Consider the following 26,878-nt stretch of genomic DNA (forward strand, 5'->3'; position numbering starts at 1 on the left):
AGTGACCGAGGAACGAATTCTCAACGGCCGCTACGTCGTGGGCGAGCTCATTGGGCGCGGCGGAATGGCCGACGTGCACCTGGGCGTCGACCAGGTCTTGGGGCGCAAGGTCGCCATCAAGCTCCTGCGTGCCGAGATGGCACGCGACCCCATGGTGCAGGCGCGCTTCCGGCGCGAGGCCAAGGCGGTGGCCGGTCTCAACCACCCCAATATCGTCTCCGTCTTCGACACCGGCGAGGAAGAGCAGGAGTTTTCCGGTTCAACCGTGGAACTTCCCTTCATCGTGATGGAGTACGTCCGCGGACGCACCCTGCGCGACCTGCTCAAGTCCGGCGAGGTGACCCGCGATCTGGCCATCGAGTACGTGCTCGGGGTGCTCGAGGCGTTGGAGCACTCGCATTCCATGGGAATCGTGCACCGCGACATCAAGCCGGCGAACATCATGGTCACCGAACGCGGCGCCCTGAAGGTCATGGACTTCGGCATTGCCCGGGCCCTGGCCGATTCGGCCAGCACCATGACCCAGACGCAGACCGTGGTGGGCACCGCCCAGTACCTCTCTCCGGAGCAGGCCCGCGGCGAGGCCGTCGATGCCCGCACCGACCTGTATTCCACCGGCTGCCTGCTTTACGAACTGTTCACCGGACGGCCGCCCTTCACCGGGGATTCGCCGGTCTCGGTCGCCTACCAGCACGTGGGGGAGTATGCCCCGGCCCCGAGCACGTTGGTGCAGGCGCTGGACCCGATCTTTGACGCCGTGGTGCTCAAGGCCCTGGCCAAGGACCGCGAGGACCGCTACGCCGATGCCGCAGCGTTCGCGACGGCGCTTTCCAATGCCCGCAGCGGCATTGCCCTGCCAGCGGAGGAGCTCACGGCACCGCTGCCACGCGCCCAGGCAAACTCCGGGCATCTGTCGGCGGTCGCCCCGTTTGCGGCGCCTGCCGCAGCCTTTTCGCCGTCGACCCCCGACAGCACCGCGGCGGTGCCCGTCAACCAGACCGGATACCTTGAACCGGTAGCGGGGGATTCCCGCTGGGAAGCACCTCCGATCTGGGAACAAAACCTCCAACGCGAGCTCAACGAGCACCGCGCCAAGTCAAAGCGCAACTGGACCGTGGCGGTTTCGCTGGTGCTGGCCCTTGCCTTGGTGGTTTCCGGCCTCCTCTTCTACAACTGGATGCGCGCAGAGGCAGAACGCAACGCCCCCGTCGCCATCCCCACCTTGAAGGAAATGACCCAGGCGAAAGCCGAGGCAACCCTCACGCAGCTGCAATTGGTGCCCAGGGTCGAGTCGGTCTTCGACGACAAGATCGCGACAGGCCTGGTGGTCGAGTCGGATCCGGCCGCTCCCCGGGAAGTCCGCAAGGGCACCACGGTACGGCTGATGGTTTCCAAGGGACCTGAGGCCCGCGTCTTGCCGGAGAGCCTTTCCGGGCAGTCCGAAGTGGGTGCACGTCAGACGCTGCAGGACCTGGGGTTCGAGATTGGAACCGTTTCCCGGGTCAACCACCCCTCGATTCCCACCGACTGGCTGGTGAACACGGAACCGAAGCTTGGCAAAAAGGTCAAGGTCGGCACCAAGATCGATTTGGTCCTCTCCACCGGGATGGTCAATGTTCCGCAGCTCATTAATCTCACGGTCCCCGAGGCCACGAAGCTTCTTGAGGACCCCGAGGTGGGACTGGGGATCAAAACGGTTGAGGAACCAAGTGCCGTGGCTGAACCGGGCACGATCATCAACCAGGATCCGCCTAGCGGAACCACGACCCCGCAGGGCGGCACCGTCACCGTCACGGTTGCCGTGAAGCCCGAGGAACCGTCGCCGACACCGACACCGACACCGACTGACACCGCCACGGAAGCCCCCAGCGCCCCGCCGGAGTCCACCGGGACCACCCCATCTCCCGCGCCGACAGACAAATCGGGGAAGGGCAAGGAGCCTGGCCTTCAGCTACCGGTATTGCCGGTGCCAAACCCGTAGCCGGGCGGCTGCCACCCAAATGCGGCGAGAGTGCCGAGGGGCCCTGACACCAAAGTTCTTCGGTGTCAGGGCCCCTCCGCGTTAGATAGGTTCAGGCCTCGCGGATCAGCGGGCTCAGCGTTGCCGCATGCTCCGCGGCGCCGGCCAGGCCCAGGGATTCAAGCCAGTTCCCCAGCATTTGGTATCCGCCTTCGGTGAGGACCGATTCGGGGTGGAACTGCACGCCCCACAGGGGAGCGTCGCGGTGGGCCAGACCCATGATCACGCCGTTTTCCGTCTCCGCGGTGATCGCCAGGGAAGCGGGAATGCTGGAGCGCACGGCCGCCAGCGAATGGTAGCGGGTGGCGGTGAACGGGCTGGGGATGTGGGCGAAGATCGGGTGCCCGGTGTGGAGAACCGGGGAGGTCTTGCCGTGCATGAGCTCCTGCGCGTGCGTGACAACCCCGCCATAGGCCTCGGCCAGCGCCTGGTGGCCCAGGCAGACCCCGAGCATCGGCTTCCGGTGCTCGCCGCACCACTTGATGGTCTCGATGCAGACGCCGGCTTCCGCAGGGGTGCCGGGGCCGGGGGAAACCAGGACGCCGTCGCGTGCCTCGGCCAGTTCGATGACCTCGGCCAGGGACAGGTCGTCGTTGCGTATCACGGTGGTTTCGGCGCCCAGCTCTTGCAGGTAGCCAACCAGGGTGTAGACGAAACTGTCGTAGTTGTCGATCACCAGGATCTTGGGGGTGCTCACAGCAGCATCAGGCCAATCGTTGATTCGGTCCACGGGCTGTATTGGCTCAGCCAGGGGAAGACATAGGTCATGAGCAATAATACGGCGCACGCTATCAGCGCCACCGCCAGGATGACGCGGAACCACAGCGGTCCGGGGAGATGGGAGAAGATCCATGCATACATGTGTCGTGTTCCTAGTTTTCCATCGTCTTGGTCACCAGGTCGGCGATTTCCTGCGGGGGACCGGCATCGGCGGGACGCCAGGACTCCAGTTCGGCATACGCGATGATGCGCATCCGGGTGGTGAAGGGCGGATGGCAGCTGGTCATGGTCAGCATGGAGGCCGTCGGCTCGACCCCCGGCTGGTGCGGAACCGGCAGGAGCACCTCGCTCTGCGAGGGGTCAACGATCTCGGTGTCGCGCCACTCATAGGTGTAGAACCCCTCGCGTGTCTGCAGGTAGATCTTGTCCCCGTCCTGGAACTTGTCGATGTTCCAGAACACCTGGCCGTGCGTCTGCCGGTGGGCCGCAACGGCAAAGTTTCCCGGCTCACCCGGCTCCTGTGTTTCGGGATAGTGGCCGATGCCCACCGAGTTCAGCACATCCATGCCGACGCCGTTGGTCACCGGGTGGGCGAAGTCCTTCCCGAACCGCGGGATGTAGAAGATCCCGAAGGTTTCCCCGCCGGGGATCGTGGTGGTCGGGGCTGGGCCGAAATCCTCGTCCGGTCCCGCCTGCGAGTTCGGGGCATCGGGTCCCCCGACGTTGAGGCCCTGGGCAAATTCGGAGGTCACCTGTGATTGCGTGCGGCCGGCATCGATGTTGGTCCACCACAGTTCCCAGCCGACAAAGAGCAGCAGGACTATTCCAAGCGTGATGAGGATTTCACCGAATCCGCCCAATAGGCGCTGGCCGGTCGTAGCCTTGGCCCGCGTCCGCAATGCGGATCGTGTCATGCGAACTTCCCTAACTGTCACTTGGAGCACCGTGAAACCCGGTGGTGTCCAGTTTGAGCGGATAGTATTGGATGTAAGCGTGTTGGCGGGAGGAAGTTCCAGCCGACACCCACTTACCAGCCTACCGTTCGGACACGTACTCGTTGGATCGTGCCGGCGCCTGAAGACTCAAGGAGCAGCAGTGCCTGAATCCAAGACACGTCGGAAAAACCGCAAGCCGCAGGATGGCAGCCACGCGCAGACCTACGACAAGCCGTTGCCCAAGTGGTACAAGCCGGTCATGTTTGGCCTGATGATCCTCGGCCTGGTCTGGATCATGGTCTACTACATTTCCCAGACCCTGCTCCCGATCCCGGACATCGGCGGATGGAACATCGTCATCGGCTTTGGATTGGCCATGGTTGGCTTCTTCATGACCACGGGCTGGCGCTAGCCCACGGCTTTCAGCCCGACGATGCAGCCCACCAGCCCGATGATCAGCACGACCTTGATCAAGCTGATGGTCTCGCCGCCAAAGGCCATGCCGTAGACCACCGCAAGGCTTGCCCCGATTCCCACCCAGACCGCATAGGCGGTTCCCGTGGGGATCTCCTTCATGGCCCAGGCCAGTCCGGCCATGCTGATGATTAGCCCCGCCCCAAAAATCACGGTGGGGACGAGCTTGGTAAATCCCTCCGAGGCCCCCAGCGCGATGGCCCAGACGGCCTCAAATAGGCCTGAGACGATAAGTACTATCCACGACAAGTCGTAAGCACCGATTCCTTTCGGTGGCCGTCTTGTCGCTGTCCGGGTACGGCTCCCTCGTCCGGGGGAGCAGGGGCGCTCCGATAGGCACAGCCTAGCAACCTCCCCGGGCCTGCACACACCGTTCACGCCAACGACCAGAAAGGCATTCCAAAACCCATGGTTCGCCCCAGTCTTGCCGGAGGGTCTTCCTCCGTCGCCACCCTGTCAAAGCTCTCGCCGAAGCGCCTCTACGGTTTCCTGGCTGCCGGCGAGATGGTCACGTGGGCGTTGCTGATCATCGCCATGGTCATCAAGTACGGCGTGGGACCGGAGATCTACGTCCGCATCTTCGGCATGCTCCACGGCGTGGTGTTCATTGCCTACGGCCTGGTGACACTCTTTGTCTGGGCAAACGAGCGCTGGAGCATTCCCCGCGGGGTGCTGGGGCTGGCCTCCGCGGTCATTCCCTTCGCCACCCTCCCCTTCGAGCGGGCCATGTTGCGCCGCGGGCTGCTCAGCGACTCCTGGCGGCTGGCACCGGGCGGGGAGGCCCCCCAAGGGCTCGTCGAGAAGCTGCAGGCCACGGCATTGCGCCGCCCCTGGCTGGCGGCTGGTGCCGGCTTGGTCTTGGTTGCGGCGATCACTGCGGCGCTTCTGTTCGTCGGCCCTCCCGGTGGAGGAAACTAGCACCGCCCTGATTTCCGGGCGTACCAGGGCCGGGATCCTGCCGCCCGATCCGGGCCCGATGGTATTCCAGCTACCCCTGGAACCCAGGTGAGACGAAGTATTGCCGTGGATCGGCTTCCTGCCGGAAACCTCAACGCTCCGGGCGCAGCCCCGCGGTCCAGGCCGCGTCCAGCACCAGCCCGGTAAGCAGGTCCAAGGCGTGGGAGGGCACTTTCCACCGCTGCCAGTACAGGCGGACCTCGCTGGTCCACGCTTGGTTGATGCAAACCAGTGATCCGTCGCGAGGGTCCTGGATCTCGGGAATCATCCCCCAGCCCAGCGAAGCCGCCACGGCCGCCACATAGACCCTCGAATCGGGAACAAAATGCTCCACCGGTGGTTCGGGTGCCCGGCCGCCGACGATCCGTCGGCGAAGCGCCCGCTGCAGGTCGTCGCTCCGATCGAAACTCACCATGGGCGCGAGCGCCAGCTCGGTCTCCGGGTCGGCCCCTGCGAGCCATCGGTCCACGAAACCGGGACTGGCCATGGCCCGGTAGCGCATGGTTCCCAAATACACCGAGGAACATCCCTGGACGGGAGTGCTCTTAGTCGTCACCGCGCCCATGACCTGGCCCGACCGAAGCAACTCGGTGGAATGGGACTGGTCGTGGCGCAGGATCTCGCAGTTCATGACGTCCTGGGCGGCCAAGCCGTCGAGTACGGGGGCGAACCAGCTGGCCAGCGAATCGGCGTTCACTGCAATGCTGAGATCCGTGCGCCGGGACACCTGGTCGGTGGTCGGATCCAATCCAAGCGCCCGATGCGCTTCCGTGGACAACATCTGGATCTCGCGCGCCAAGCGCAGCAGCACGTCACCGCTGCCGGTGGTCCGAATCGGTCGGGAACGAATGAACAGCACGCTGCCGGAACGTTTTTCCAGGGCCTTGAGCCGTTGGCTCACGGCGGACGCTGTGATGTTCAGTTGCCGTGCAGCCCTTTCCAGGGTTCCGGCATCGATCACGGCCTTGAAAGTCTGAAGCTGCTCCGCGGGAAAGTCCATAGTTAGAAACCCTAATGGACCCTAAGAATCTTTAGCTAGACACGTCTTTGCCGGTCCACCTAATCTCGGTTGGTGACCTTCTTTCCTTTTGTTTCCGGCCTGGCCACGGGCCTTTCCTTGATTGTTGCCATCGGTGCCCAAAACGCGTTCGTCTTGCGCCAGGGCATCCGAAAGGAACATGTTGGCATGACGGTTCTGATTTGCCTGGCTTCCGATGCCGCCCTGATCTTCGCCGGTGTGGCCGGACTGGGTGCCCTGCTGGCGGTGGCCCCGTGGTTCATCGGCGTTGCACGAATCGGCGGTGCCGGATTCCTGCTGGCCTACGCTTTCTTTGCCGCCCGGAGGGCGACCAGCCCCCGGGGGATGGACACCAGCACCGCCATGGCACCCACCCCGCGGCACTCGGTGGCCCTTACCGCGCTCGCCCTGACGTGGCTCAACCCGCACGTCTATCTGGACACCGTGGTCCTGCTCGGCTCCATCGCCGCTGCCCAAGGCGGCTCCGGCCGCTGGGTTTTCGGAGCAGGCGCGGCACTTGCCAGCGTCCTGTGGTTCGTCGGCCTGGGATTCGGGGCGCGCTACCTGCGCGGATTCTTTGCCAGCCCCCGCGCCTGGCGCATCCTCGATGCCGTCATCGCCTCGCTCATGGCCCTGCTCGCCCTTTCGCTGCTGTTGCCGCTATTCGGCTGACCGCCCGAGCCGGGCCCGGACGCCACGCACCCACGGCTCATCTGGCCTGGACGGTCTTTCGGTACACCGTCCCCTGACGGACCAGCTCGAAACCCAGAAGGCGGTAGAGGCCCGCTGCCCGGGTTGGGCTTTGCGCGTCCACCGTCAGGTCCACCTTCGTGATTCCGGCGTCGAATGCGGATTGGACGGTCGCTGAGAGGGCCCAGGCCGCATAGCCGCGCCCCCGGGCTGCCCGCGCGGTTCCCACGCGGGAGACGTACAGTTCCCCGGGCACCCATTCGGCGGCCAAGACATAGCAAAGGACCATGGCTGGCGTCGTGCCGGCACCGGTTTCCAGAAGCACCCGCGAGTATTCGCTCCGGAAGGAACGGGCACTGGTCACGGCCGCCCATTCCTCGACGCTCTTCGGGGTCGAACCCCAGTGATCGGCGAATGCCTCGTTGTCCAATACCCGGACGGGCTCGGAAAGATCGGGGGAGTAGGCGACCAGCCGCGCATCCCCGGGGCCGGCCGCGGGACGTCCCCGAGGCTGGAAGCCAGCAGGCTTCACCGACATGTCCTGGAAATAGCGTGCCGCCTCGTAGCCCCGTGCCAGGGCCATGGCACCGGCGCTGTGCCCCGGCGCGTTTCCCCAGATGTCGATGGTGAAATCGATACCGGGATGGCGTTCCGCCATCTTTTCCGCCGCCCGGGATTCAAGGGTGTCCATGATTGCCGCACCATGGCCCAGCCGGCGGTATTCGGGGGCGACGCCGCCACCGATGGAAACCCGCCCGCGACCGTCGCGCAACTGTTCACCGAGCCGAAGCTGGCCGAAACCGATCATGCGGTCGTTGTCCCAGAGCCCCAGGGTGTCTCGCTCGGGATCGACGCCAGGTTCTTCGAGCTCTTCGGCGAGGTCCTCGACTTCATAGAATTCCTCGGTAGCGTCGGCGACCGCCAGCCGGTTGGTCAGACCGGCCCACGCAGGGACGTGTTCGGGACGGATCCAATCGCGGCGCATTTGGGGCCTCCGGGGTCGACGTGAAAACTCAGGGCTGGTGCAAAACTTCTGTCGGGTCCAGCTTTGCAGTCTTGCCCCACGATTCACAGAGGGAAGATCGTGACAAAACGGTGGGCGGACTTAGCAACATGCTGTGCACGAAAGTTATCCACAGGTGGGGATAAGGCTGTGGGTTTCGCCCTACTGCGCGCCAAACTAGCGACATTATGCGGTTTCGGCCATTGTGAATTACATGTGCGTAAGTTATTAACACTGTGGATAAGGAGTGTGGACAACGAGGGTCGCACGCGCCGCCCGGCGTCCGATTTTCCGCATGCCCTCGCGGATTAGTTAATATTTTCGAAGAATGTGAGTCGGTTGGTTTTCGAATCGGAGACCAATCACTGCACAGGTTGTGCACTAAGTTATCCACAGGTGTGGATGAAATTGTGAATACTTGGCGAAAACTGTCCACAATGACGACGGACCGGCGTCAGCGCGGGCGCTGGAGCCGGTCCGTTCCGTGTGAATTACATGGTTGTGAGTTATTAACAGTGTGGATAACCCGTGTGGACAACTTTTGCCGCCGCCACCTCTATTTTCCTATCCGAGTCGAATGTTGGCGGCACCATAGAAAGTCAAGGCCACCAGCAGCAGGACCAGCAATGCCGTGCCTGCCCACTGCATCAGGGCCCGCTGTTGTCCCTTCGGCGCGTAGGCCATGACGGCGGCCGTGGCGGCACCAACCACCAGCCCGCCCACGTGGGCTTCCCAGGCGATCCCCGGGAATATGAACCCGATGGCAAGGTTGATCGCGATCAGGACCAGAATCTGCATGGTCTGCACCCCGCGTGACCGCAGCAGCACGAACATGGCGGCAAAGAGGCCGAAGACCGCACCGGAGGCACCGAGAACCGGAGTCCGCGGATCGGTGATCAGGAGCACCGCAACGGAACCCCCCAACCCGGCGGCCAGATACAGGGCCAGGAATCGCAATCGGCCCAGCATCGGTTCGAGCACGCGACCGCAGATATACAGGGCGTACATGTTAAAGGCGACGTGGCCGATGAAGGATGTTGAATGGGCAAATGTCGAGGTGAGCATGCGCCATGGCTCGGGCTCCAGGTACGGACTGGTGTACAGCCCCGCATAGACAAGGTAGGTGCTGAAGTTGGGCAGCAGCATTTGCAGGCCGAAGACGACCATGTTGATCGCGATCAGCACGTAGGTCACCAGGGGACGTCCGTCCGTGGTCCTGCCACCAAAGACCGTGCGGGTGCTCGGCAACTGCTTGTTGGCCTCGCGCACACAGTCCACACATTGGGTTCCGACCGCCGCCGTCACCTGGCATTCGGGGCATGCGGGGCGCGCGCACCGCTGGCAGGTGACGTATGAAATCCGGTCGGGGTGCCTCGGACACACAGGGGCCTGCGCGGACTGGTTCGGGTTGGACAGTCCATAGGACATGGAATCGGTGCTCCTGGGTAAGTACGTTCATTGCCCCGTTGTCACGGGACCGGGGTTCGGGTGCCGCGGGCCCGGATCCGGGACCCGGGCCCGCGGCGGGGCGCATGGCCTGCCCGATCATGCAAAAGGCCCCATCCACCCGTCCCGCCGTCATCATTCACTTTGCAGGGCGAGGTGAAAAACAAACGGACGGGGCGGCAGATGGGGCCATCCACGGTTACCGGCGCATAAACCGCGCCGGAAGCACGTGGCTAGAGTGCCTTGACGTCGATGCTGCTGATGACGACGTCTTCCAGCGGCTTGTCGCGGCCATCGGTCGGAACGACGTTCAGCTGGTCAACGAGCTTGCGCGAAGCCTCTTCGGTGACCTCACCGAAGATGGTGTGCTTGCCCTGCAGCCAGGTGGTCGGGATCGAGGTGATGAAGAACTGGGAACCGTTGGTGCCCTGGCCCATCTGGATGCCGGCGTTGGCCATGGCCAGCTTGTAGGGCTCGCGGAAATCAAGCTCGGGGTTGATCTCGTCGTCGAAGCGGTAGCCCGGTCCGCCGGTGCCCTGGCCCAGCGGATCGCCGCCCTGGATCATGAAGTCGGAGATGATGCGGTGGAAGATCGTGCCGTTGTACAACGGGGTGTTGGCCTTCTCCTCGCCGCTGCGCGGGTCGGTCCAGGTCTGTTCGCCGGTGGCAAGCCCGACGAAGTTCTTCACGGTCTTGGGGGCGTGGTTGCCGAAGAGGTTCACGACGATGTCGCCCAAGTTGGTGTGGATGGTGGCTGTATGCGTAGGGATTGCAGTCATGCAGTTATTCTTCCATGCGCGCTTGAACCGCCGCTGCGAATGGCTACGCGTTCAGTGAACACAGCTACACGATTGTTTATATGCTGCTCAGGCAATGGCTGTAACCCAAGCGTAGGTCGTAGGCTAGGACGAAGCTTACGAAACGATCTAAGGGGTTCACTGTGAAGTCAGACCGTATTGCTCGAGACTTTGGTGAAAGTGTTGCCACCGGCGCCGAACAGGCATTGGATTGGGCAGCACCAAAGGTGGACACGGCCGTGAAGTGGGCCGTTCCGCGCATTGAAAAGGGCATCGAGACGGCATCCCCGAAGATCCAAGAGGGTCTGAACTGGGCTGCCAACGAACTGTCCGAGACCGTCGCGAAGGTCAGTCCCATGATCCAGGAATCCCTTGAACGGGTGGGCCCGCGGATCTCCGCGGCCATTGACGAAGCGACCCCCCGCGTGCAGAAGGCCGTTGACCGCGCCACTCCTGCGCTGAACGAGGCACTCGAGAAGGCGACCCCGGCCCTGAGCCACGCGCGCAATGTCGTGCTCAACGACTACCTGCCGGCGGCCAACGAAAAGATTGGCCAGGCGGCGGAGTTCACCGCGCGCAAGCTTGAGCAGGCCAGGGTCCCCGAGGCACTCCACCAGGTTTCCGACAAGCTCACGCCCAGCCCCGAAACCATCGAGCGTGTCCAGAGCGGCGCAAGCGCCGCCATGGGCCAAGTCAGCAAGGAGCTGAACAAGGTGCAGAAGCCCGCGAAGAAGAAAAAGGGGTGGCTCGTCGTAGCCGTCATTGCTGCCGCGGGCGCCGCGGCCGTAGCTGCATGGCGCGCCTCGAAGCCCATCGATGACCCGTGGAAGACCCCGGCACCGGTCGAGCCGACCACCGTGCGCGCCAGCGGCCCGGTGGAGGTCCCTGCAAGCGTGGAGGAAGTCCGCGACGAAGTGGCTTCATCCGCGGCCGAAGCAAAGGACGGCGCCACCGAAGCTGCCAAGGAAGCTGTCGCCGACACCAAGGAGAAGCTCTCAGCGACGGCCGAGGAGATTTCCGAGGCCGCCACCACGGCCAAGCACAAGGCCGAGGAAGCCGTGGACGCCAGCGCGGCCAAGGCCGCCGAGGGGGACACCGCGCCGAAGCCCGGGCCCCGCACCCGGAAATAGTTCTTCCCGGCCCCGCGGCATCCACGCCGGATGCCGCGGGGCCAACGACTTCAAGCAGCAGGGCAGCACGTGGCCCGTCGCCGACTCCGGTATCCGGGGGAGGGATGGATCAGGTGTTGCCCTGTTCTTTTGGCTGCGGTTCTCCGATGGCTTTGGCCTGTGCGTGTCCCTGGCCCCGCACCACGAAGAACAGGCCCACCAGGATGACCGCGAGCCCCGCGACGGTGCCGGCGGGCAATACCTGGCCGAGGAACAACGCGGCAAGCAGTGCGGCCCCCGGGATTTCCAGCAGGATCAGGGTGGACACCGTCAGCGGGCCCAACGAGCTCAAGAGGTGGTTCAAGGCCGAGTGGCCCAGGACCTGGGAACACAGCGCCAAGGCCAGGATGCCGATCCAGCCGTTGACGTCGAATCCCCAGACCGGTTCACCGGCCAGCAGGCACATCATCAGCAGCAGGATCGAGGTCAGCCCGTAGCAGACGGTGGTATAGGAGCTGGTGCTCATGGTCGCCCGGGCCTTTGACCCCGCCAACGTGTAGGCCGCGGCCAGGACGCCGCCTACCAGGGCAAGCCCGTCGCCGAGAAGTGCCTCCGTGCCCGAACCGATGTCGAACCCGGTGATCACCAGGACACCGGCGAAGGCCAGCAGGACGCCCAGTCCCACCCGCCAGCCGTACCTTGTTCCGCGCAGAGACTGGAAGAGGGCAATCCACGCGGCCTGCAGGCAGACGAGCGCGGTGGCCGCGGCAACGGTGGTCATGCGGATCGAGGTCATGAAGAAGGCAAAGTGCAGTGCCAGGGAGACCGCCGCCAGGGTACTCCAGCCCCATTCCCGGCGGCGCAGCCGGCCGAAGCTGCGCGGATCGTTCACCAGCGCGGGAACGGCCATCACGGCGGTGCCGACGGCGTTGCGCCACAGGGCCATGGAAAGGGCCGGAACCGCGGGAAACGCGGCAATGAGCGGGCCCGATGCGGCAACGCCTAGGACGCCCACCAGGGCCAGAAGGAAAGTCACTTGCCCACTCTATGGGTCGATGCGTCAGGCGGCCGAATGTGGGCTGCGGGGGAGCGGTCCCCGCTTTCCTGCCACGCTGGCGGACCCTGCTAAAACCCGGGACGGAAAGTCCGGATTAACCAGAAAAGGCCCGGAACTTTCGTTCCGGACCTTTTCCTTCGGTGGAGACTAGGGGGGTCGAACCCCTGACCTGAAGCTTGCAAAGCTACCGCTCTACCAACTGAGCTAAGTCCCCGAATGAATTCAGTTTACCTTATCGGTACCCTGACTCCAGGTGGCCTTTTCGGCCGAAGACTCCTTGTACTTCCGATAACCAATAATGCCTGCGGCTACTGCCACCAACACCAGAAACTTCCGCATGGGAACTTTCCTTTCACCTACCGGTCGGACGAGGGAATCCGTGGGCGTACCTGGACTTGAACCAGGGACCTCTTCGTTATCAGCGAAGCGCTCTAACCGCCTGAGCTATACGCCCTCTATGTTCCCGCCGGGAACGAGATAAAACTCTACCCGAGAAACCGCCCAAGAAACAAATCGGCCCTCGAAGGTCCCTTCGCGAAGGGTTTCGAGGGCCGAAATTGGCGTGTTTCCGCGAATTAATCGTCGGTCAGGGTCACGCCGATGCCGCCGACGAGGGTCGACGAGAGGTTGTAAAGCACCGCGGAGAGCATCGACAGCGCCGTGAGTAATACCACATTCACCACGGCGATGATGGTGGCGAACGAGGCGACCTGGCCCAGCGAGGCGATCTCCATCAAGTCGAACCCGGTTTCCGAGCCGATGATTTCGCGCAGCAGCCCGTTGATGGACTCGAAGATGCCGGTCAGGTCAAGCACCGACCACAGGACAACGCTGGCGACAACGGTGACGATGCCCAGGGCGACCGAAAGCAGGAATGCCATCTTCAGCACCGACCAGGGGTCGACCTTGGAGATGAGCAGGCGGGCCTTGCGGACCTTGGCCTTGGGCGCCGGGCGCACCAGCTGCTGCGGGCGGCCCTGTGCCGCGCCGGCAGGGCGGGGGGCGCCGGCCGGACGCTGTGCGGCCGCGGGCCGGGGCGCGGTTCCTGGCCGTGGTGCTCCCGCGGGGCGTTGGGCCCCTACGGGTGCCTGTCGTGGCGGTGCGGGACGGGTACCACCAGTGCCGCCCGCCGGGCGGGGCGTATTCGGGGTGCTCACGCGTTACCTCCGTCGTTGGTGGCCTCGTCGTCGTTCCCAAGGTTTTCCTCGGTTCCCGCCGGGTTTTCATCACCCGGAAGGGCCTCGGAGGCCGTTTCTTGTGTCTTTTCCGCGTTCAACGGTACTGCATCTTCCTCGGCGTTCTCTCCGAGGCCGCGCTCGGTGTTCCTCGCGACGGCGATGATGCGGTCCTTCTTGTCCGGCTTGGCAAAGATGACGCCCATGGTGTCGCGGCCCTTCGCCGGAACCTGCGAAACGTCGGAGCGGACGACCTTGCCGCCCTCCATGACCACCAGTACCTCGTCCTCATCGTGGACAATCAGGGCCCCGACGAGGTCGCCGCGGTCCTCGGCCAGCTTGGCGACCTTGATGCCGATGCCGCCGCGGGACTGCACGCGGTACTCGTCCACGGAGGTGCGCTTGGCGTAGCCGCCCTCTGTGACCACAAACACGTACGAATCCTCGGTGACCACGTCGGCTGCCAGCAGCTCGTCCGCCTCGCGGAACTTCATGCCGGTCACGCCGCTGGTCGCACGTCCCATGGGGCGCAGCGCGTCGTCGGTGGCGGTGAAGCGCACCGACTGGCCCTTGCGGGAGACCAGCATCAGGTCGTCGGTCTCGGAAATCAGCTGTGCGGAGACGAGCTCGTCGCCCTCGCGCAGGTTGATGGCGATGACCCCGGCGGTGCGGTTGGTGTCGTAGTCGGTCAGGCGGGTCTTCTTGACCAGGCCGTTGCGGGTGGCGAGCACCAGGTACGGCGCCTGCTCGTAGTTGCGCAGGTCCAGGACCTGGGCGATGTGCTCGTCGGGCTGGAAGGCCATCACGTTGGCCACGTGCTGGCCCTTGGCGTCGCGCCCGGCCTCGGCCAGCTCGTAGCACTTGGTGCGGTACACGCGGCCGTGGTTGGTGAAGAAGAGCAGCCAGTTGTGCGTGGTGGTGACGAAGAAGTGCTCCACCACGTCGTCGCCGCGCAGCTGCGCGCCCTTGATGCCCTTGCCGCCGCGGTGCTGCGAGCGGTAGTTGTCGCTCCGGGTGCGCTTGACGTAGCCGCCGCGGGTGATGGTGACGACCATTTCCTCTTCGGGGATCAGGTCCTCGACGCTCATGTCGCCGTCGTAGCCCATCAGCACCTTGGTGCGGCGGTCGTCCCCGTGCTTCTCGACGATCTCGGCGAGTTCCTCGGAGATGATGGTGCGCTGGCGCTGCGGATCGGCGATGATGACCTTGAACTCGGTGATCATGCCCTCGAGCTCGGTGTGGCGGTCCTGGATCTTCTGGCGTTCCAGGGCGGCGAGGCGGCGCAGCTGCATGTCCAGGATGGCCCGGGCCTGCAGTTCGTCGATCTCCAGCATTTCCATCAGGCCGTCGCGCGCGGCCTCGGTGGTGGAGGAGCGGCGGATCAACGCGATGACCTCGTCCAGCGCGTCAAGGGCCTTGAGCAGGCCGCGCAGGATGTGCGCTTCCTCCTCGGCCTTGCGCAGGCGGAACTGCGTGCGCCGGATGATGACTTCCATCTGGTGGGTGACCCAGTGGCGGATGAACGCGTCCAGCGAGAGGGTGCGCGGCACCCCGTCGACGATCGCGAGCATGTTCGCGGAGAAGTTGGACTGCAGCTCGGTGTGCTTGTAGAGGTTGTTCAGCACCACCTTGGCCACGGCGTCGCGCTTGAGCACGATGACCAGGCGCTGGCCGGTGCGGCCACTGGTCTCGTCGCGCAAGTCGGCGATGCCGGAGATCTTGCCGTCCTTGACCAGCTCGGCGATCTTCACCGCAAGGTTGTCCGGGTTGGCCTGGTAGGGCAGCTCGGTGACGACCAGGCAGGTGCGGCCCTGGAGTTCCTCGACGGAAACCACGGCGCGCATGGTGATGGAGCCGCGGCCGGTGCGGTAGGCGTCGGCGATGCCCTTGGTGCCCAGGATCATGGCGCCGGTGGGGAAGTCCGGGCCCTTGATGTGGCGCATCAGCTCTTCGAGCAGTTCCTCGCGGTTGGCCTCCGGGTGCTGGAGGTACCACTGGACGCCGGAGGCGACCTCGCGCAGGTTGTGCGGCGGGATGTTGGTGGCCATGCCCACGGCGATGCCGGAGGAGCCGTTGACCAAGAGGTTCGGGAAACGCGCCGGCAGGATGGTGGGTTCCTGGTTCTTGCCGTCGTAGTTGTCCTGGAAGTCAACGGTGTCCTCGTTGATGTCCCGGACCATCTCCATGGCCAGCTGGGCCATCTTGGTTTCGGTGTAACGCGGGGCGGCCGCGCCGTCGTTGCCCGGCGAGCCGAAGTTGCCCTGGCCCAGGGCCAGCGGGTAGCGCATGGTCCAGTCCTGGATCAGGCGGACCAGGGCGTCGTAGATCGCGGTGTCGCCGTGCGGGTGGTACTGGCCCATGACCTCGCCGACCACGCGGGCGCACTTGTTGTAGGAGCGCTCCGGGCGGTAGCCGCCGTCGTACATCGCGTAGATCACGCGGCGGTGCACGGGCTTCAGGCCGTCGCGCACGTCCGGCAGCGCGCGTCCCACGATGACCGCCATGGCGTAGTCAAGGTAGGAGCGCTGCATCTCGGTCTGCAGGTCGATCTGGTCGATCTTGTCGACGCCGAGGTTTACCGCCACGGCGTCGTCGATCACCGCGCCTTCAACGATCTCGTTGGCGGGCTCGGTGCCGTCCTGCGGGTTTTCGGGAGTCTGATCGCTCATCGATTTCTTCCTCTAGTCAAAAGTCTGTGTCTAAAACGCGTGCGTGCGGGTGGACTAGATGTCCAGGAAGCGCACGTCCTTCGCGTTTTGCTGGATGAAGTTTCGACGCGATTCGACGTCCTCGCCCATCAGCACGGAGAAGATCTGGTCGGCCGCGGCGGCGTCGTCCATGGTGATCTGGCGCAGCGTGCGGTGCTCGGGGTCCATGGTGGTGTCCCAGAGTTCCGAGTAGTCCATCTCGCCCAGGCCCTTGTAGCGCTGGATGCCGTTGTCCTTGGGCAGGCGCTTGTTCTTGGCGGCGCCGGTGGTCAGCGAGTCGTCGCGTTCCTTGTCCGAGTACACGTATTCGTGCGCGGCGTTGGACCACTTGATGCGGTACAGCGGCGGCATCGCCAGGTACACGTAGCCGTTTTCGATCAGCGGGCGCATGAAGCGGAAGAGCAGGGTCAGCAGCAGCGTGGTGATGTGCTGGCCGTCGACGTCGGCATCGGCCATCAGCACGATCTTGTGGTACCGCAGCTTGGCCATGTCGAATTCCTCGCCGATGCCGGTGCCGAAGGCCGTGATCATGGCCTGCACCTCCGCATTGCCCAGGGCGCGGTCCAGGCGGGCGCGCTCGACGTTCAGGATCTTGCCGCGCAGCGGCAGGATGGCCTGGACCCGCGGGTTGCGCCCGCGCTTGGCCGAGCCTCCTGCGGAGTCGCCCTCCACGATGAAGACCTCGCACTCGGCGGGGTTCTTCGAGGAGCAGTCCGAGAGCTTGCCGGGCATGCCGAAGGATTCCAGCGGCGACTTGCGTCGCGCGTTGTCGCGGGCCTTGCGCGCGGCCAGGCGGGCCTGGGAGGCGAGCTGGGCCTTGCGGATGATGTCGCGGGCGGTGTTCGGGTTGCGCTCGAGCCAGTCGCCGAGTTCCTCGTTGACCACGCCCTGGACGAAGCCCTTGGCCATCGAGTTGCCCAGCTTGGTCTTGGTCTGGCCCTCGAACTGCGGCTCGGAAAGCTTGACGGAGATGACCGCGGTCAACCCCTCGCGGATGTCGTCGCCCGTGAGGTTCTCGTCCTTTTCGCGCAGGATCGTCTTCTCGCGCGCATAGCGGTTGATCAGCGAGGTCATCGCGGCGCGGAAGCCCTCTTCGTGGGTGCCGCCCTCGTGGGTGTTGATGGTGTTGGCGTAGGTGTGCACCGACTCGGAGTACGAGTTGGTCCACTGCATGGCCACCTCGACGCTGATGCCCTTGGTGGTGTCCTCGGACTCGAAGGCGATGACGTCCTCGTGGACGAGCTCGACCTTCTTGGAGGAGTTCAGGTGCTTGACGTAGTCCAGCAGCCCGTCCTTGTAGAGGTAGTCCACCACGCGGTGCTTCGGGGTGGCGTCGTTGACCTCGTCTTCCTCGGTGGCGATCTCGTCACCGTCGTCGGCCAGGGTGCGCTCGTCGGTGAGCGTGAGGCGCAGGCCCTTGTTCAGGAAGGCCATCTGCTGGAAGCGGGCACGCAGGGTCTCGAAGTCGAAGTCGATGGTGTCGAAGATCGATGCGTCCGGGTAGAACGTCTGGATGGTGCCGGTGGCCTCGGTGTCCTCGCCCTTGACGAGGGTGCCCTGCGGCTTGCCGCCGTCGGCGAAGGACATCCGCCAGACGCTGCCCTGCCGGCGGATCTCGGTGTCCACGCGCGAGGACAGGGCGTTGACGACGGAGATGCCCACGCCGTGCAGCCCGCCGGAGACCGCGTAGCCGCCGCCGCCGAACTTGCCGCCGGCGTGCAGGATGGTCATGACGACCTCGACGGTCGGCTTTCCCTCGGTGGGGTGGATGTCCACGGGGATGCCGCGCCCGTTGTCTTCCACGCGCACGCCGCCATCGGCCCGCATGGTGACCTTGATGTGGTCGCAGTATCCGGCCAGGGCCTCGTCCACGGAGTTGTCCACGACTTCGTAGACCAGGTGGTGCAGGCCGCGCGCGGAGGTCGAACCGATGTACATGCCGGGGCGCTTGCGCACCGCTTCGAGGCCTTCAAGAACCGTGATGTCCTGGGCGCCGTAGGTGTGTTCCACCCGGCCGTTGACACTCTCTTCCGCCGGCTGCGCCGCGGGGGATTCGGCGGCCTCGACGGAATCGATAGGTTCCTGGGGTGTGGTGTTATCGGTAGACACAGGTGCTACAGACTCCTCAAACAGTGGAAGGCCGAACACCGAAGGTGCCCGATCATGAACCAGCGTCTTGTCGCACGGACAAAACGCCTGTTCCAATTCTACCGCGCCGGGCCAAATTATCCGGCCATTGACGGGCGGCAACATGCCGCCACTGGCCGCCAAGCAGGCTTAGGAGCGATTGATCCGGCCTCAGGTGGGGGGCTATGTGCCGTGCGCGGTCTCGGTGCGCCAGTCGGCCAGCTACGCGTTTTGGTTTTCCTACCCGTAGGTGTCGCGCGGACCGCGGCCCTTAACCGAGCGGCCGCCGTGGCGCCAGGTGGGTGCCGCCGGGCCCAGGACCCGGATCACGGTGATCACGCCGGCCCCCAGTTCCTTGTCGAAATGCTTGAGCAGTTCGTGGGAAAGCAGCCGCATCTGGGTGGCCCAGGTCGTGGAGTCGCAGCGCACCACCACGGTGGAATCCTCGAAGGACTCGGGGACGCAATGCGCGGCAATCTGCGGCCCCACCAGCTCGCTCCAGCGCGAAAGCACCGATCCCACGGCCACCGGCGCGCTCCAGCCCCGGTCGCGCACGATCTTGCCGAAGAGGTTGCCGATTTCCTGGGGGTCGCGCCCGTCGGTGTATTTCGCCGGCGCGGAGCTGGCCCGCCGCCGGGCCTTGCGCGCTGCCGCATTTTCCTCGAACTTGGCGGCCTTGGCCGCGTCGATCCGGGCCTCGCCCCGGCTCAGGGCGGACTCGCGCATGCGGTTGAGGATGGCGCGCGCGGCGTCCAGCGCCTCGGGGGCGTGCGGGTCCTTGTCCTCGCTCACGAGTGCACCACTCCCGGGCTGACCTTCAGGAAGGTGCCGCCGAGCTCCTCGGGCACGTCCGAGGCGACCGCGGCGGTGACAATCACCTGGTCCGCGCCGGCCACGATGGAGGCCAGGCGGGTGCGCCGGGTGGCATCGAGCTCGGCAAACACGTCGTCCAGGATCAGGATCGGTCCGGCCCCTGGCCGCGGATCGTCCTCGCCCATGACCTTGTAGGCAGCGAGCCGCAGCGCCAGTGCCAACGACCAGGTTTCCCCGTGGCTTGCGTATCCCTTCGCCGGGGCGCCGCCCAGGGTCAGCAGGACATCGTCGCGGTGCGGGCCGACCAGCGTGATGCCGCGTTCGAGTTCCTTGGCGCGGGTGTTCATCAGGGCCGCGAGGAACATTTCCTCGAGTTCCTCCGTGGTGGCGTCCAGCAGCGCGGCCGGGGCCACCCGTGAGGCATCTTCCTCGTCGGCCGGCGCCCCGACGGCGGACTCGTCCCCGTCGAAATCGGCCATGACCGTGGATTGGTAGTAGGCGCGGGCATCCTTGTTGGCGTCGGCCAGCGATGCATAGGCCGCACCCATGTAGGGCGAGAGCAGGCGGAGCACCTCAAGGCGTCCGCGCAGCACCCTGGCCCCGGCACGGGCGAGATGGGTGTCCCAGACATCGAGCGTGGATTCGTGGGCGCTCGAGGGCTTGCCCCCGACGCGGGCGGACTTCAGCAGGGCATTGCGCTGCTTGAGCGCTCGCTCGTAGTCCCCGCGGGTCGCGGCCTCCCCGGGCCGCAGGGTGACCAGCAATTCGTCAAGGAAGCGGCGGCGGTTGGAGGGATCTCCCTTGACCAGGGCGAGGTCCTCCGGGGCAAAGAGCACCGTGCGCACGATTCCCAGGATGTCCCGCGCGCGGACCGGGTTGGCGCGGTTGATCCGGGCACGGTTTGCCTTGCCGGCGGTGATTTCGACCTCGAGGGTCGTGACCAGCTTCGCCCGCTGGACGCGGGCCCGAACCAGTGCCCGCTCGGTGCCAAAGCGCAGCAGCGGCGCATCGTTGGTGACCCGGTGGGATGAAAGCGTCGCAAGGTAGCCAATGGCTTCGACGATGTTGGTCTTGCCAACCCCGTTGGAACCTACCAGGACGTTGGTGCCAGGCCCCAGCTCGACATCGGCTTGCGCATAAGAGCGGAAGTCGGTGAGAGAGACATGTGAGATATACACCTAAACGTCCTGCGGTGGGATCAAGGGGCGGGGTGCCAAAGATCGGGTGGTGACGGCTTGGCGGGAACCGCCAAGGAAAGTTGTGTTCGACCGCTCCGGTTGGAGCGGACGTGGAGCGGTCGAACACGAGATTGCGACGGGAAAGAAAACCAGGTTTTCCCCCGTGGGCAACCTAATTGGGCAAGTTTGGTAGGCGCACCGGCATGACCAGGTAGCGGTACTGGTCGCTGTCCTGTCCGTCCAGGGAGGACTGCGCCGTCATCATGGCGGGCTTCGGTGCACTGGTGAAGGAGAAACGCACGAACTCGCTGTCGAATGCGTTCAGTCCCTCGCTCAGGTATGCGGGGTTGAACGCGACGGTGATTTCCTCGCCGTCGATCTGCGCCTCGATGGACTCCTCGGCCTGGGCATCTTCACCGGTGCCGGCATCGAGGGAGAGCTGGCCGCCGGCGAAAGATAGCCGGACCGGGGTGTTGCGTTCGGCAACGACCGCCACGCGGCGGACCGCCTCCATGAGATCCGAGGTGCGCACGGTGGCGTGAATCGGCGTGTTTTCGGGGAAGAGCGAACGGATCTTCGGGTAGTCCCCGTCCACGAGCAACGAGGTCGTCCGGCGGTTTCCGCTTTCGAAGCCAATGAGTTCGTTGCCCTCGCCCAGTGCGATCTTCAGTTCGCCGGCGGAGCCCAAGGTCTTCGCGACCTCGTTCAGGGTCTTCGCCTTGACCAGGGCAGACGTGGAAATTCCGGCCTGCGAAGGCTTCCAGCGGACCTCGCGCATGGCCAAGCGGTAACGGTCGGTGGCCAGGAAAGTGATCAGGTCGTCTTCGATTTCCATCTTGACGCCGGTAAGGATCGGCAGTGTGTCGTCCTTGGACGCGGCGACGATGACCTGGTTGATCGCTTGTGCAAAAGCCTCGCCATCAACGACGCCGGTCACCTCAGGAAGCGTTGGAAGTTCCGGATATTCGGCCACGGGCATGGTGGCCAAGTGGAAGCGGCTTCGTCCGCAGGTGAGAGTGACCTTGGTGCCATCGGTTTCAATGACTGCGGTGGCGTTTGGAAGGCTGCGGCAGATTTCTGCCAGCAGTTTGCCCGATACCAGGATGGTTCCCTCCGCAGCGACATCTGCAGCGATCTCGAGGTGGGCAGAGATCTCGTAGTCGAATCCTGCCAGGGAAACGGTGCCACTGGTTGCGGTGATGAGAATGCCTGAGAGCACCGGGGAGGGCGGCCGTTGGGAAAGTGAACGGGCGGTCCAGGATACGGCTTCGGCCAATACATCCTTTTCAACGCTGAACTTCACGAAGTGGTCCGCCTTTCACGACGAAGTCGACAGTACATGACTTAAAGCAAGCTTAGCGGCTCGGAAAAAATCCAAAACCAGAACCGATCCTGAGAACGGTGTGAGTTGGCACGCTCGCTTTGTGAACCGACTGCATCTGATGGCAGAACTACGGCACAGCCTTCGAGCATACCGGCTTTTGCAAAGCCTTGATGATGACCCCGCTCGCGGCTTGGAGGGAAGCGGGCTTTGGTGGACTGGAGCTGAGCCCCACGTATGCCGGGATCAAGGAGGCAGCCGGTGTCTCCGGATTTTCGGGAACAACCATCCGGGTCCCAGTCGGCGGAGCACGACGAAATCACAAGTTCGGGGTTCAGCGAAGAGCAGGTGTATTCGGGGCCCACGTATTGCCCGGAGACGGTTGCCTGCGGACATTTATCCAAGGGAAGGCCTCTCCACCGGCGTGGACAAGGAATTCAAGTTGCGTGGATGTTTCGGCGCAGAAGGCGGTCAAGACAAAAGTTGGGGGAGGCAGCGTTCACTCGATGACCATGTGGTGTCCGATGCAGGTTCCAGCTTCACCAACGCGTCGTTCAACCGAGTACTTTCGGCGATCGGATCTCTTGACCAACCTGCAAGGCGCAATCCAGGACAACTAGGTCCGTGGGGAGGCATTTGACGTCGTTTGGGCGCTTGGGTGCAGAAAGGGACTTGTTATCTGGATGAATAAGAAAGATGGGATTAGTAGTGTTAATAACCCCTGTGGATACTGTGGATAAGTGCGCTCCGCCGCGGGAACGCACCAATTATGCATGTGCACAACATGTGACTGGGCGTGACACTCAGTGTCACGCCCAGGTGGATAACTTTCCGCATGAATTAAGGGATCCACAGCAGCCCCTGTAGTTATCCGCAGGGAATCGATGTAGTCCACTTAATGATCCACAGGTTTATCCACACCTGTGGTTATTGGATTTGCGGACCGTCTAGCCTTCGCGTTGGCGTTGCTTGATTCGGTTGGTCAGCTCAGTCACCTGATTGAAAATGGCCCGACGCTCGGCCATAAGTTCGCGAATCTTGCGGTCGGCGTGAATCACCGTGGTGTGGTCACGGCCGCCGAGCTCCTGGCCAATCTTTGGCAGCGACATATCCGTGAGTTCACGCAAGAGGTACATGGCGATTTGTCGCGCCGTCACCAGCGTCCTGGTTCTGGACTTGCTGTTGAGCTCCTCAATCGTGAGATTGAAGTACTCGGCGGTCTGGGCAACGATGGTGGCCGGCGTAATCTCTTGCGCGCCTTCGTCGGTGATCAAGTCCTTCAGGACCGTTTCGGCAAGGCTCATGTCCACGGTTTGGTTGTTGAGCGACGCGAAGGCGGTCACGCGGATCAAGGCGCCTTCAAGTTCACGGATATTCGTGGAGATCTTTGAAGCGATGTATTCCATGACCTCGTCGGGCGCTGAAAGATTCTCGGCAGTGGCCTTCTTGCGCAGAATGGCAATGCGGGTTTCAAGCTCCGGCGGTTGGATGTCGGTGAGCAGGCCCCATTCAAAACGTGAGCGCATGCGGTCTTCGAACCCCGACAACTGCTTTGGCGGCAGGTCAGAAGTGATCACCACCTGCTTGTTGTGGTTGTGCAGTGCATTGAAGGTGTGGAAGAACTCTTCCTGGGTGGCGTCTTTGTTGGCCAAGAACTGGATGTCGTCAATGAGCAGGATGTCGACGTTCCGGTAGGTCTGCTTGAAGCTGGCGCCCTCATCGTCCCGAATGGAGTTGATGAAGTCGTTCGTGAATTCCTCGGAATTCACGTAGCGGACTCGGATCCCGTTGTAGAGGTGGCGGGCATAGTGGCCAATGGCGTGAAGCAGGTGGGTCTTGCCCAGACCGGAATCCCCGTAGATAAACAAAGGGTTGTAGGCCTTGGCCGGTGCCTCGGCGACAGCCACGGCAGCGGCGTGGGCGAAACGGTTCGAAGATCCGATGACGAACGTATCGAAGATGTACTTGGGGTTCAGCCGGCCGAATTCCTGGGAGTTGGAAGGAGGCGAAGGCTGGGGAAGGGCATCGCTGATGCGAGCCTTGGGAACGGGCGGCAACTCGACGGGGGGGGCCGGCACCTCTTCCGGGACCAGGTCCGAGTCGATGCTGAACGCGCAGCGGATGTCTGATTGAAATACAAGCTTGAGCGACTGCTCAAGGGGATCCTTGAGCTGGGTCTGGAGAACGTCGCGAGTCAACTCGTTGGGGACTGCCAGCAAGAGTGTCGTTCCGATGAGCCCCTGGGGCTGAGCCAAGGCGGCAAATGCACGCTGCATGGGAGTCACTCGGTCGTCTTGTTCGATATGGCGAACTACCTGGCGCCAGGCACTGCCGACACTGTTGGTCTCGTCCGTGCTCACAATTAGGCCCCTTCGTTCTGTTACATCGACCAAACGGGCGACGAATGGGGCCCAGAACTACCGGACCCCAACGGAATGATTCTAGCCGTCATCCACAGCGTTATGCACAGACGGTGGATAACTTGAGGTGGATATCTCCCTAGGGCTTGCAAATCTGCGGGGTACCAAGTAAAAATTGACGTTTAGGATCAAGGTGTCAGACCCGGTATTCGGATATTTCCACGGTTTATCCACCGCGGTATCCACAATTAAGATCACACCGTGCACAGGGGCCCGACTGGCCATCGGTGGGCTCAATTTGACGTACCTTCACTTCCACCCCTATCGTTGTGTAGTCCTATGTGCGCACTTTTGGCACTGTGAGATGCCTTCGTAGGTCTGTTGACTGTCGAAAGCATGGAACAGTCCACGAGGGCCACCTGAATACGAGCGTCGGCCTGTTCTTCCCTACTTATTAGCAACGGGCAAGGCGCATCACATGATCGTCTTGGAGTTACTACCGTGAGCAAGCGGACTTTTCAGCCGAATAACCGTCGTCGTGCCAAGAAGCACGGTTTCCGACTTCGTATGCGTACCCGTGCAGGCCGTGCCATCTTGGCAACCCGCCGTGGCAAGGGCCGCGTCGAACTTTCTGCATAACCATTAAGCACTACTGTCCTGAAATAGCGCAGGTTTTCGTGGGTTCTTTGTTTTTCAGACTCGACGCGTGACGTCGTGTTGCCAAAGAATCAGCGATTGCGCCTTTCGCAGGACTTTACAGCCACTGTACGTTCCGGCGCCCGCACTGGGCGTCGGAACGTAGTGCTATATGCACGGGTTCGCTCTGTCGAACCCCAGGGTAATAACCGTTTTGGTTTTATCGTTTCCAAGGCCGTTGGCAATGCCGTGCACCGCAACCTCGTCAAGCGACGAATGCGTGCATTGGCCAAGCAGTTTACTGCGGATGCCATCGGCCTCGACGTCGTGCTCCGGGCATTGCCTGGATCCGCAGACGCCGAATGGGACGAGCTAAGCCAGCAGGTCCTCTCCGGACTTGAATCGGTTGTCCGTAAGGCAGGTGCCAAGCATGAAAAAGGATCCTAGGCCCAGAACCGGGCTCATCTGGTTCCTGATAGATATTCCCAGGAATCTTCTCATCGGGTTCCTCATGGTTTATCGCAAGATCATTTCGCCGGTCTACGGCGATGTTTGTCGCTACTTTCCCAGCTGCTCGGCCTACGGCCTTGAAGCGGTTACGGTACATGGCGCCATCAAAGGCATCGGATTAACCATCTGGCGTGTCTTAAGATGTAATCCTTTTAGCCATGGCGGGATCGATTACGTTCCCGACGGCCGACGAATTTGGCCAGAAGGCAAGACCCCCAAGATCATGGTGATGAATCATCCTCCGATTCCCGCCGACGAAGATGCCGCAGATGCGGCCAGAGGAGCATGACCGGTAATGACAAACTTCTTTGACCTGCTACTGAGCCCTTTTCGGTATGTAGTCTCGTGGATCCTCATGGCCTTCCACGAATTGTTCACCCGGATCGGACTTGATCCCAACTCGGGCTGGACATGGGCGCTGTCCATCATCTTCCTGGTGCTCTTGATTCGTACCGCCCTGATTCCGGTCTTCGTCAAGCAGATCAAGGCCCAGCGCGCCATGCAGGCCCTGCAGCCGGACCTGCGCAAGCTTCAGGCCAAGTACAAGGGCAAGAAGGACCAGCTCTCGCAGCAGGCCATGATTGCGGAGCAGCGACAGCTGTTCAAGAAGCACAAGACGAACCCCCTGTCGTCATGCCTGCCCATGCTCGTCCAGATGCCGTTCTTCTTCGCGTTGTTCACGGTTTTGAACAATGCCTCAAAGGCCAGCGCAAACAATGCCGGCGTTGGCGCACTTTCCGCCGATCACATCCGCAGCTTTGATTCTTCTTCCATCTTCGGAGCGCGCCTTTCAGACACCTTTCTGAACACCTTGAACTCGGGTTCCCCGAGCGCCGCGGTGATCATTGTCGCCGTCATCATGATTCTTGCCATGACGGCCTCGCAGTTCATCACGCAGAAGCAGATCATGTCCAAGAACATGACCAAGGAAGCCCTTGAGGGCCCCTTCATGCAGCAGCAGAAGATCATGCTCTACATCCTTCCGCTGGTCTTCGGCGTTGGTGGCATCAACTTCCCGATCGGTGTCCTGATCTACTGGACCGCCACGAACCTCTGGACCTTGGGCCAGCAGTACTACGTCATTCGTAACAACCCGACTCCGGGTTCACAGGCGGAGCGCGAGCTCAATGAGCGTCGTGCCGCCAAGGGACTTCCTCCGATCGGCCAGAAGAAGGCAGAAGCCGAAGCAGCTGCGGCGGTTGTCGAGGAGCCAAAGGTGCAGCGCGTACAGCCCCAGCGCAAGAACAGGAAGAAGAAGTAGCCATGAGCAATGTTGAGCAAAGCGATGCTGTCGATACCCCAAACCCCGTAGAGGAAAACGAAGTTCCTGATGAAGCCAGGAGCATCGAAGAGGAAGGCGACATCGCCGCGGACTACCTCGAGGAATTGCTTGATATTGCCGACCTCGATGGTGACATCGACATTGAAGTGCGTGGTGGGCGGACCTACATTTCAATTGCCGGCGAGCCCGAGGACGAAAAGTCGCTGCGCCGCCTGATCGGTTCCAAGGGTGAGGTATTGGACTCCCTGCAGGAGCTCACGCGACTTGCCGTCCTGACCGCCACGGGTAACCGTTCGCGTCTTGTCCTGGACATCACCGGCTACCGCCAGGGGCGTGCCGGAGAACTCAAGCGCATTGCCGAAGAAGCCGCGGCCAAGGTCGAGTCCAGCGGTGAAAGCGTGGCCCTCGAGCCAATGAGCGCCTATGAACGCAAGTTGGTACACGACTGCGTGGCCGCCCTGGGAATGCAAAGCGAGTCCGAGGGTGAGGGCCCCGGCCGCCACATCGTCGTGTCTCCCGCAGACTCCTAAGCCCGGAACCAA

Annotated in this window: 27 protein-coding genes, 2 tRNA genes and 1 riboswitch; of the genes, 10 read left to right on the forward strand and 19 right to left on the reverse strand. The window is 63.2% G+C overall.

Annotated features, from left to right (window positions below):
- Position 1 precedes the first annotated feature (1 nt).
- Complete coding sequence (pknB, locus tag ACIPVK_RS02810) at positions 2–1,981, forward strand: Stk1 family PASTA domain-containing Ser/Thr kinase (RefSeq protein ID WP_407610467.1); 1,980 nt, start codon at positions 2–4, stop codon at positions 1,979–1,981.
- Positions 1,982–2,072: 91 nt separating this feature from the next.
- On the opposite strand, the gene ACIPVK_RS02815 is transcribed toward pknB, so the two are convergent.
- The 3 genes from ACIPVK_RS02815 to ACIPVK_RS02825 are packed head-to-tail and all read right to left on the reverse strand — an operon-like array spanning position 2,073 to position 3,654.
- Entirely contained in the window at positions 2,073–2,717 is a 645-nt protein-coding gene (locus ACIPVK_RS02815; protein ID WP_407610468.1) for an anthranilate synthase component II, read from the reverse strand.
- Positions 2,714–2,881, reverse strand: a complete 168-nt coding sequence (locus tag ACIPVK_RS02820) for a hypothetical protein (protein WP_407610469.1) — start codon at positions 2,879–2,881, stop codon at positions 2,714–2,716. The genes ACIPVK_RS02815 and ACIPVK_RS02820 overlap by 4 nt, the downstream gene beginning before the upstream one ends.
- Before the next feature lie 11 nt (positions 2,882–2,892).
- Positions 2,893–3,654, reverse strand: a complete 762-nt coding sequence (locus ACIPVK_RS02825) for a class E sortase (RefSeq protein WP_407610470.1) — start codon at positions 3,652–3,654, stop codon at positions 2,893–2,895.
- Between the two features lie 181 nt (positions 3,655–3,835).
- On the opposite strand from ACIPVK_RS02825, the gene ACIPVK_RS02830 reads away from it, so the two are divergent.
- A complete protein-coding gene (locus tag ACIPVK_RS02830; RefSeq protein WP_407610471.1) occupies positions 3,836–4,087 on the forward strand; it encodes a cell division protein CrgA in 252 nt (83 codons plus the stop codon).
- On the opposite strand, the gene ACIPVK_RS02835 is transcribed toward ACIPVK_RS02830, so the two are convergent.
- Positions 4,084–4,398: a DMT family transporter gene (locus ACIPVK_RS02835; RefSeq protein WP_407610472.1), complete on the reverse strand. Its 315-nt coding sequence runs from the start codon at positions 4,396–4,398 to the stop codon at positions 4,084–4,086. The two genes, ACIPVK_RS02830 and ACIPVK_RS02835, sit on opposite strands and share 4 nt — an antisense overlap.
- Positions 4,399–4,420: 22 nt before the next feature.
- A riboswitch (guanidine-III (ykkC-III) riboswitch) is annotated at positions 4,421–4,484 on the reverse strand.
- A gap of 73 nt (positions 4,485–4,557) precedes the next feature.
- Between ACIPVK_RS02835 and ACIPVK_RS02840 the strand changes: the two genes are divergently transcribed.
- Entirely contained in the window at positions 4,558–5,067 is a 510-nt protein-coding gene (locus tag ACIPVK_RS02840; RefSeq protein WP_407610473.1) for a DUF3817 domain-containing protein, read from the forward strand.
- A 130-nt stretch (positions 5,068–5,197) separates the two neighbouring features.
- Here the strand turns inward: ACIPVK_RS02840 and ACIPVK_RS02845 are convergent, their stop codons facing one another.
- Positions 5,198–6,106: an ArgP/LysG family DNA-binding transcriptional regulator gene (locus ACIPVK_RS02845; protein ID WP_407610474.1), complete on the reverse strand. Its 909-nt coding sequence runs from the start codon at positions 6,104–6,106 to the stop codon at positions 5,198–5,200.
- A 69-nt stretch (positions 6,107–6,175) separates the two neighbouring features.
- Here ACIPVK_RS02845 and ACIPVK_RS02850 point away from each other — a divergent pair, with 69 nt between their 5' ends.
- Positions 6,176–6,796 (forward strand): LysE/ArgO family amino acid transporter, encoded by a 621-nt coding sequence (locus ACIPVK_RS02850; RefSeq protein WP_407610475.1) that lies wholly within the window; start codon positions 6,176–6,178, stop codon positions 6,794–6,796.
- 37 nt (positions 6,797–6,833) lie between these two features.
- On the opposite strand, the gene ACIPVK_RS02855 is transcribed toward ACIPVK_RS02850, so the two are convergent.
- From ACIPVK_RS02855 to ACIPVK_RS02865, 3 genes are all read right to left on the reverse strand, one after another.
- Positions 6,834–7,799 (reverse strand): GNAT family N-acetyltransferase, encoded by a 966-nt coding sequence (locus ACIPVK_RS02855; RefSeq protein ID WP_407610476.1) that lies wholly within the window; start codon positions 7,797–7,799, stop codon positions 6,834–6,836.
- Between the two features lie 582 nt (positions 7,800–8,381).
- Positions 8,382–9,245, reverse strand: a complete 864-nt coding sequence (locus tag ACIPVK_RS02860; protein WP_407610477.1) for a rhomboid family intramembrane serine protease — start codon at positions 9,243–9,245, stop codon at positions 8,382–8,384.
- A gap of 251 nt (positions 9,246–9,496) precedes the next feature.
- Positions 9,497–10,042 carry a peptidylprolyl isomerase gene (locus tag ACIPVK_RS02865; protein WP_407610478.1) on the reverse strand — a complete coding sequence of 182 codons (546 nt, stop codon included), beginning with the start codon at positions 10,040–10,042 and terminating at the stop codon, positions 9,497–9,499.
- 257 nt (positions 10,043–10,299) lie between these two features.
- Between ACIPVK_RS02865 and ACIPVK_RS02870 the strand changes: the two genes are divergently transcribed.
- Positions 10,300–11,190 carry a hypothetical protein gene (locus ACIPVK_RS02870; RefSeq protein ID WP_407610479.1) on the forward strand — a complete coding sequence of 297 codons (891 nt, stop codon included), beginning with the start codon at positions 10,300–10,302 and terminating at the stop codon, positions 11,188–11,190.
- A 109-nt stretch (positions 11,191–11,299) separates the two neighbouring features.
- On the opposite strand, the gene ACIPVK_RS02875 is transcribed toward ACIPVK_RS02870, so the two are convergent.
- From ACIPVK_RS02875 to dnaA, 11 genes are all read right to left on the reverse strand, one after another.
- Positions 11,300–12,205 carry a DMT family transporter gene (locus ACIPVK_RS02875; protein ID WP_407610480.1) on the reverse strand — a complete coding sequence of 302 codons (906 nt, stop codon included), beginning with the start codon at positions 12,203–12,205 and terminating at the stop codon, positions 11,300–11,302.
- A gap of 162 nt (positions 12,206–12,367) precedes the next feature.
- Positions 12,368–12,440, reverse strand: a tRNA-Ala gene (locus tag ACIPVK_RS02880).
- Between the two features lie 8 nt (positions 12,441–12,448).
- Entirely contained in the window at positions 12,449–12,565 is a 117-nt protein-coding gene (locus ACIPVK_RS02885; protein ID WP_209905891.1) for a DLW-39 family protein, read from the reverse strand.
- A gap of 41 nt (positions 12,566–12,606) precedes the next feature.
- Positions 12,607–12,680 (reverse strand) — tRNA-Ile (locus tag ACIPVK_RS02890).
- Positions 12,681–12,801: 121 nt separating this feature from the next.
- Complete coding sequence (locus tag ACIPVK_RS02895; RefSeq protein ID WP_407610481.1) at positions 12,802–13,383, reverse strand: DUF3566 domain-containing protein; 582 nt, start codon at positions 13,381–13,383, stop codon at positions 12,802–12,804.
- Positions 13,380–16,070 (reverse strand): DNA gyrase subunit A, encoded by a 2,691-nt coding sequence (gyrA, locus tag ACIPVK_RS02900; protein WP_407610482.1) that lies wholly within the window; start codon positions 16,068–16,070, stop codon positions 13,380–13,382. The genes ACIPVK_RS02895 and gyrA overlap by 4 nt, the downstream gene beginning before the upstream one ends.
- 54 nt (positions 16,071–16,124) lie before the next feature.
- Positions 16,125–18,185 carry a DNA topoisomerase (ATP-hydrolyzing) subunit B gene (gene gyrB / locus ACIPVK_RS02905; protein ID WP_407610584.1) on the reverse strand — a complete coding sequence of 687 codons (2,061 nt, stop codon included), beginning with the start codon at positions 18,183–18,185 and terminating at the stop codon, positions 16,125–16,127.
- Between the two features lie 291 nt (positions 18,186–18,476).
- The gene (locus ACIPVK_RS02910) at positions 18,477–19,028 is read right to left on the reverse strand and encodes a DUF721 domain-containing protein (RefSeq protein ID WP_407610483.1); all 552 of its coding nucleotides are present in this window, start codon (positions 19,026–19,028) and stop codon (positions 18,477–18,479) included.
- Positions 19,025–20,227: a DNA replication/repair protein RecF gene (recF, locus tag ACIPVK_RS02915; protein WP_407610484.1), complete on the reverse strand. Its 1,203-nt coding sequence runs from the start codon at positions 20,225–20,227 to the stop codon at positions 19,025–19,027. The genes ACIPVK_RS02910 and recF overlap by 4 nt, the downstream gene beginning before the upstream one ends.
- Before the next feature lie 172 nt (positions 20,228–20,399).
- Positions 20,400–21,530: a DNA polymerase III subunit beta gene (gene dnaN / locus ACIPVK_RS02920; RefSeq protein WP_407610485.1), complete on the reverse strand. Its 1,131-nt coding sequence runs from the start codon at positions 21,528–21,530 to the stop codon at positions 20,400–20,402.
- A 965-nt stretch (positions 21,531–22,495) separates the two neighbouring features.
- The gene (gene dnaA / locus ACIPVK_RS02925; protein ID WP_407610486.1) at positions 22,496–23,908 is read right to left on the reverse strand and encodes a chromosomal replication initiator protein DnaA; all 1,413 of its coding nucleotides are present in this window, start codon (positions 23,906–23,908) and stop codon (positions 22,496–22,498) included.
- A 501-nt stretch (positions 23,909–24,409) separates the two neighbouring features.
- On the opposite strand from dnaA, the gene rpmH reads away from it, so the two are divergent.
- From rpmH to ACIPVK_RS02950, 5 genes are all read left to right on the forward strand, one after another.
- Positions 24,410–24,547, forward strand: a complete 138-nt coding sequence (gene rpmH / locus ACIPVK_RS02930) for a 50S ribosomal protein L34 (protein WP_217390880.1) — start codon at positions 24,410–24,412, stop codon at positions 24,545–24,547.
- A gap of 75 nt (positions 24,548–24,622) precedes the next feature.
- On the forward strand, positions 24,623–24,991 hold the full coding sequence (rnpA, locus tag ACIPVK_RS02935) for a ribonuclease P protein component (RefSeq protein ID WP_407610487.1): 369 nt from the start codon (positions 24,623–24,625) through the stop codon (positions 24,989–24,991).
- The gene (gene yidD, locus ACIPVK_RS02940) at positions 24,975–25,343 is read left to right on the forward strand and encodes a membrane protein insertion efficiency factor YidD (protein WP_407610488.1); all 369 of its coding nucleotides are present in this window, start codon (positions 24,975–24,977) and stop codon (positions 25,341–25,343) included. Before rnpA ends, yidD begins: the two co-directional genes overlap by 17 nt.
- A gap of 6 nt (positions 25,344–25,349) precedes the next feature.
- Entirely contained in the window at positions 25,350–26,315 is a 966-nt protein-coding gene (yidC, locus tag ACIPVK_RS02945) for a membrane protein insertase YidC (protein WP_407610489.1), read from the forward strand.
- Positions 26,316–26,317: 2 nt separating this feature from the next.
- Entirely contained in the window at positions 26,318–26,866 is a 549-nt protein-coding gene (locus ACIPVK_RS02950; RefSeq protein ID WP_407610490.1) for a protein jag, read from the forward strand.
- Positions 26,867–26,878: the final 12 nt, after the last annotated feature.

The sequence above is a fragment of the Paeniglutamicibacter sp. MACA_103 genome (assembly GCF_045798555.1).
Lineage (GTDB): Bacteria > Actinomycetota > Actinomycetes > Actinomycetales > Micrococcaceae > Paeniglutamicibacter.

What these genes read in the sequence shown, in the direction of transcription:
- ACIPVK_RS02820 (WP_407610469.1), bottom strand. Translation starts at nt 2,881, where the DNA reads ATGTATGCATGGATCTTCTCCCATCTCCCCGGACCGCTGTGGTTCCGC.
- ACIPVK_RS02825 (WP_407610470.1), bottom strand. Translation starts at nt 3,654, where the DNA reads ATGACACGATCCGCATTGCGGACGCGGGCCAAGGCTACGACCGGCCAG.
- ACIPVK_RS02840 (WP_407610473.1), top strand. Translation starts at nt 4,558, where the DNA reads ATGGTTCGCCCCAGTCTTGCCGGAGGGTCTTCCTCCGTCGCCACCCTG.
- ACIPVK_RS02845 (WP_407610474.1), bottom strand. Translation starts at nt 6,106, where the DNA reads ATGGACTTTCCCGCGGAGCAGCTTCAGACTTTCAAGGCCGTGATCGAT.
- ACIPVK_RS02855 (WP_407610476.1), bottom strand. Translation starts at nt 7,799, where the DNA reads ATGCGCCGCGATTGGATCCGTCCCGAACACGTCCCTGCGTGGGCCGGT.
- ACIPVK_RS02860 (WP_407610477.1), bottom strand. Translation starts at nt 9,245, where the DNA reads ATGTCCTATGGACTGTCCAACCCGAACCAGTCCGCGCAGGCCCCTGTG.
- ACIPVK_RS02865 (WP_407610478.1), bottom strand. Translation starts at nt 10,042, where the DNA reads ATGACTGCAATCCCTACGCATACAGCCACCATCCACACCAACTTGGGC.
- ACIPVK_RS02885 (WP_209905891.1), bottom strand. Translation starts at nt 12,565, where the DNA reads ATGCGGAAGTTTCTGGTGTTGGTGGCAGTAGCCGCAGGCATTATTGGT.
- gyrA (WP_407610482.1), bottom strand. Translation starts at nt 16,070, where the DNA reads ATGAGCGATCAGACTCCCGAAAACCCGCAGGACGGCACCGAGCCCGCC.
- yidD (WP_407610488.1), top strand. Translation starts at nt 24,975, where the DNA reads ATGAAAAAGGATCCTAGGCCCAGAACCGGGCTCATCTGGTTCCTGATA.
- yidC (WP_407610489.1), top strand. Translation starts at nt 25,350, where the DNA reads ATGACAAACTTCTTTGACCTGCTACTGAGCCCTTTTCGGTATGTAGTC.
- ACIPVK_RS02950 (WP_407610490.1), top strand. Translation starts at nt 26,318, where the DNA reads ATGAGCAATGTTGAGCAAAGCGATGCTGTCGATACCCCAAACCCCGTA.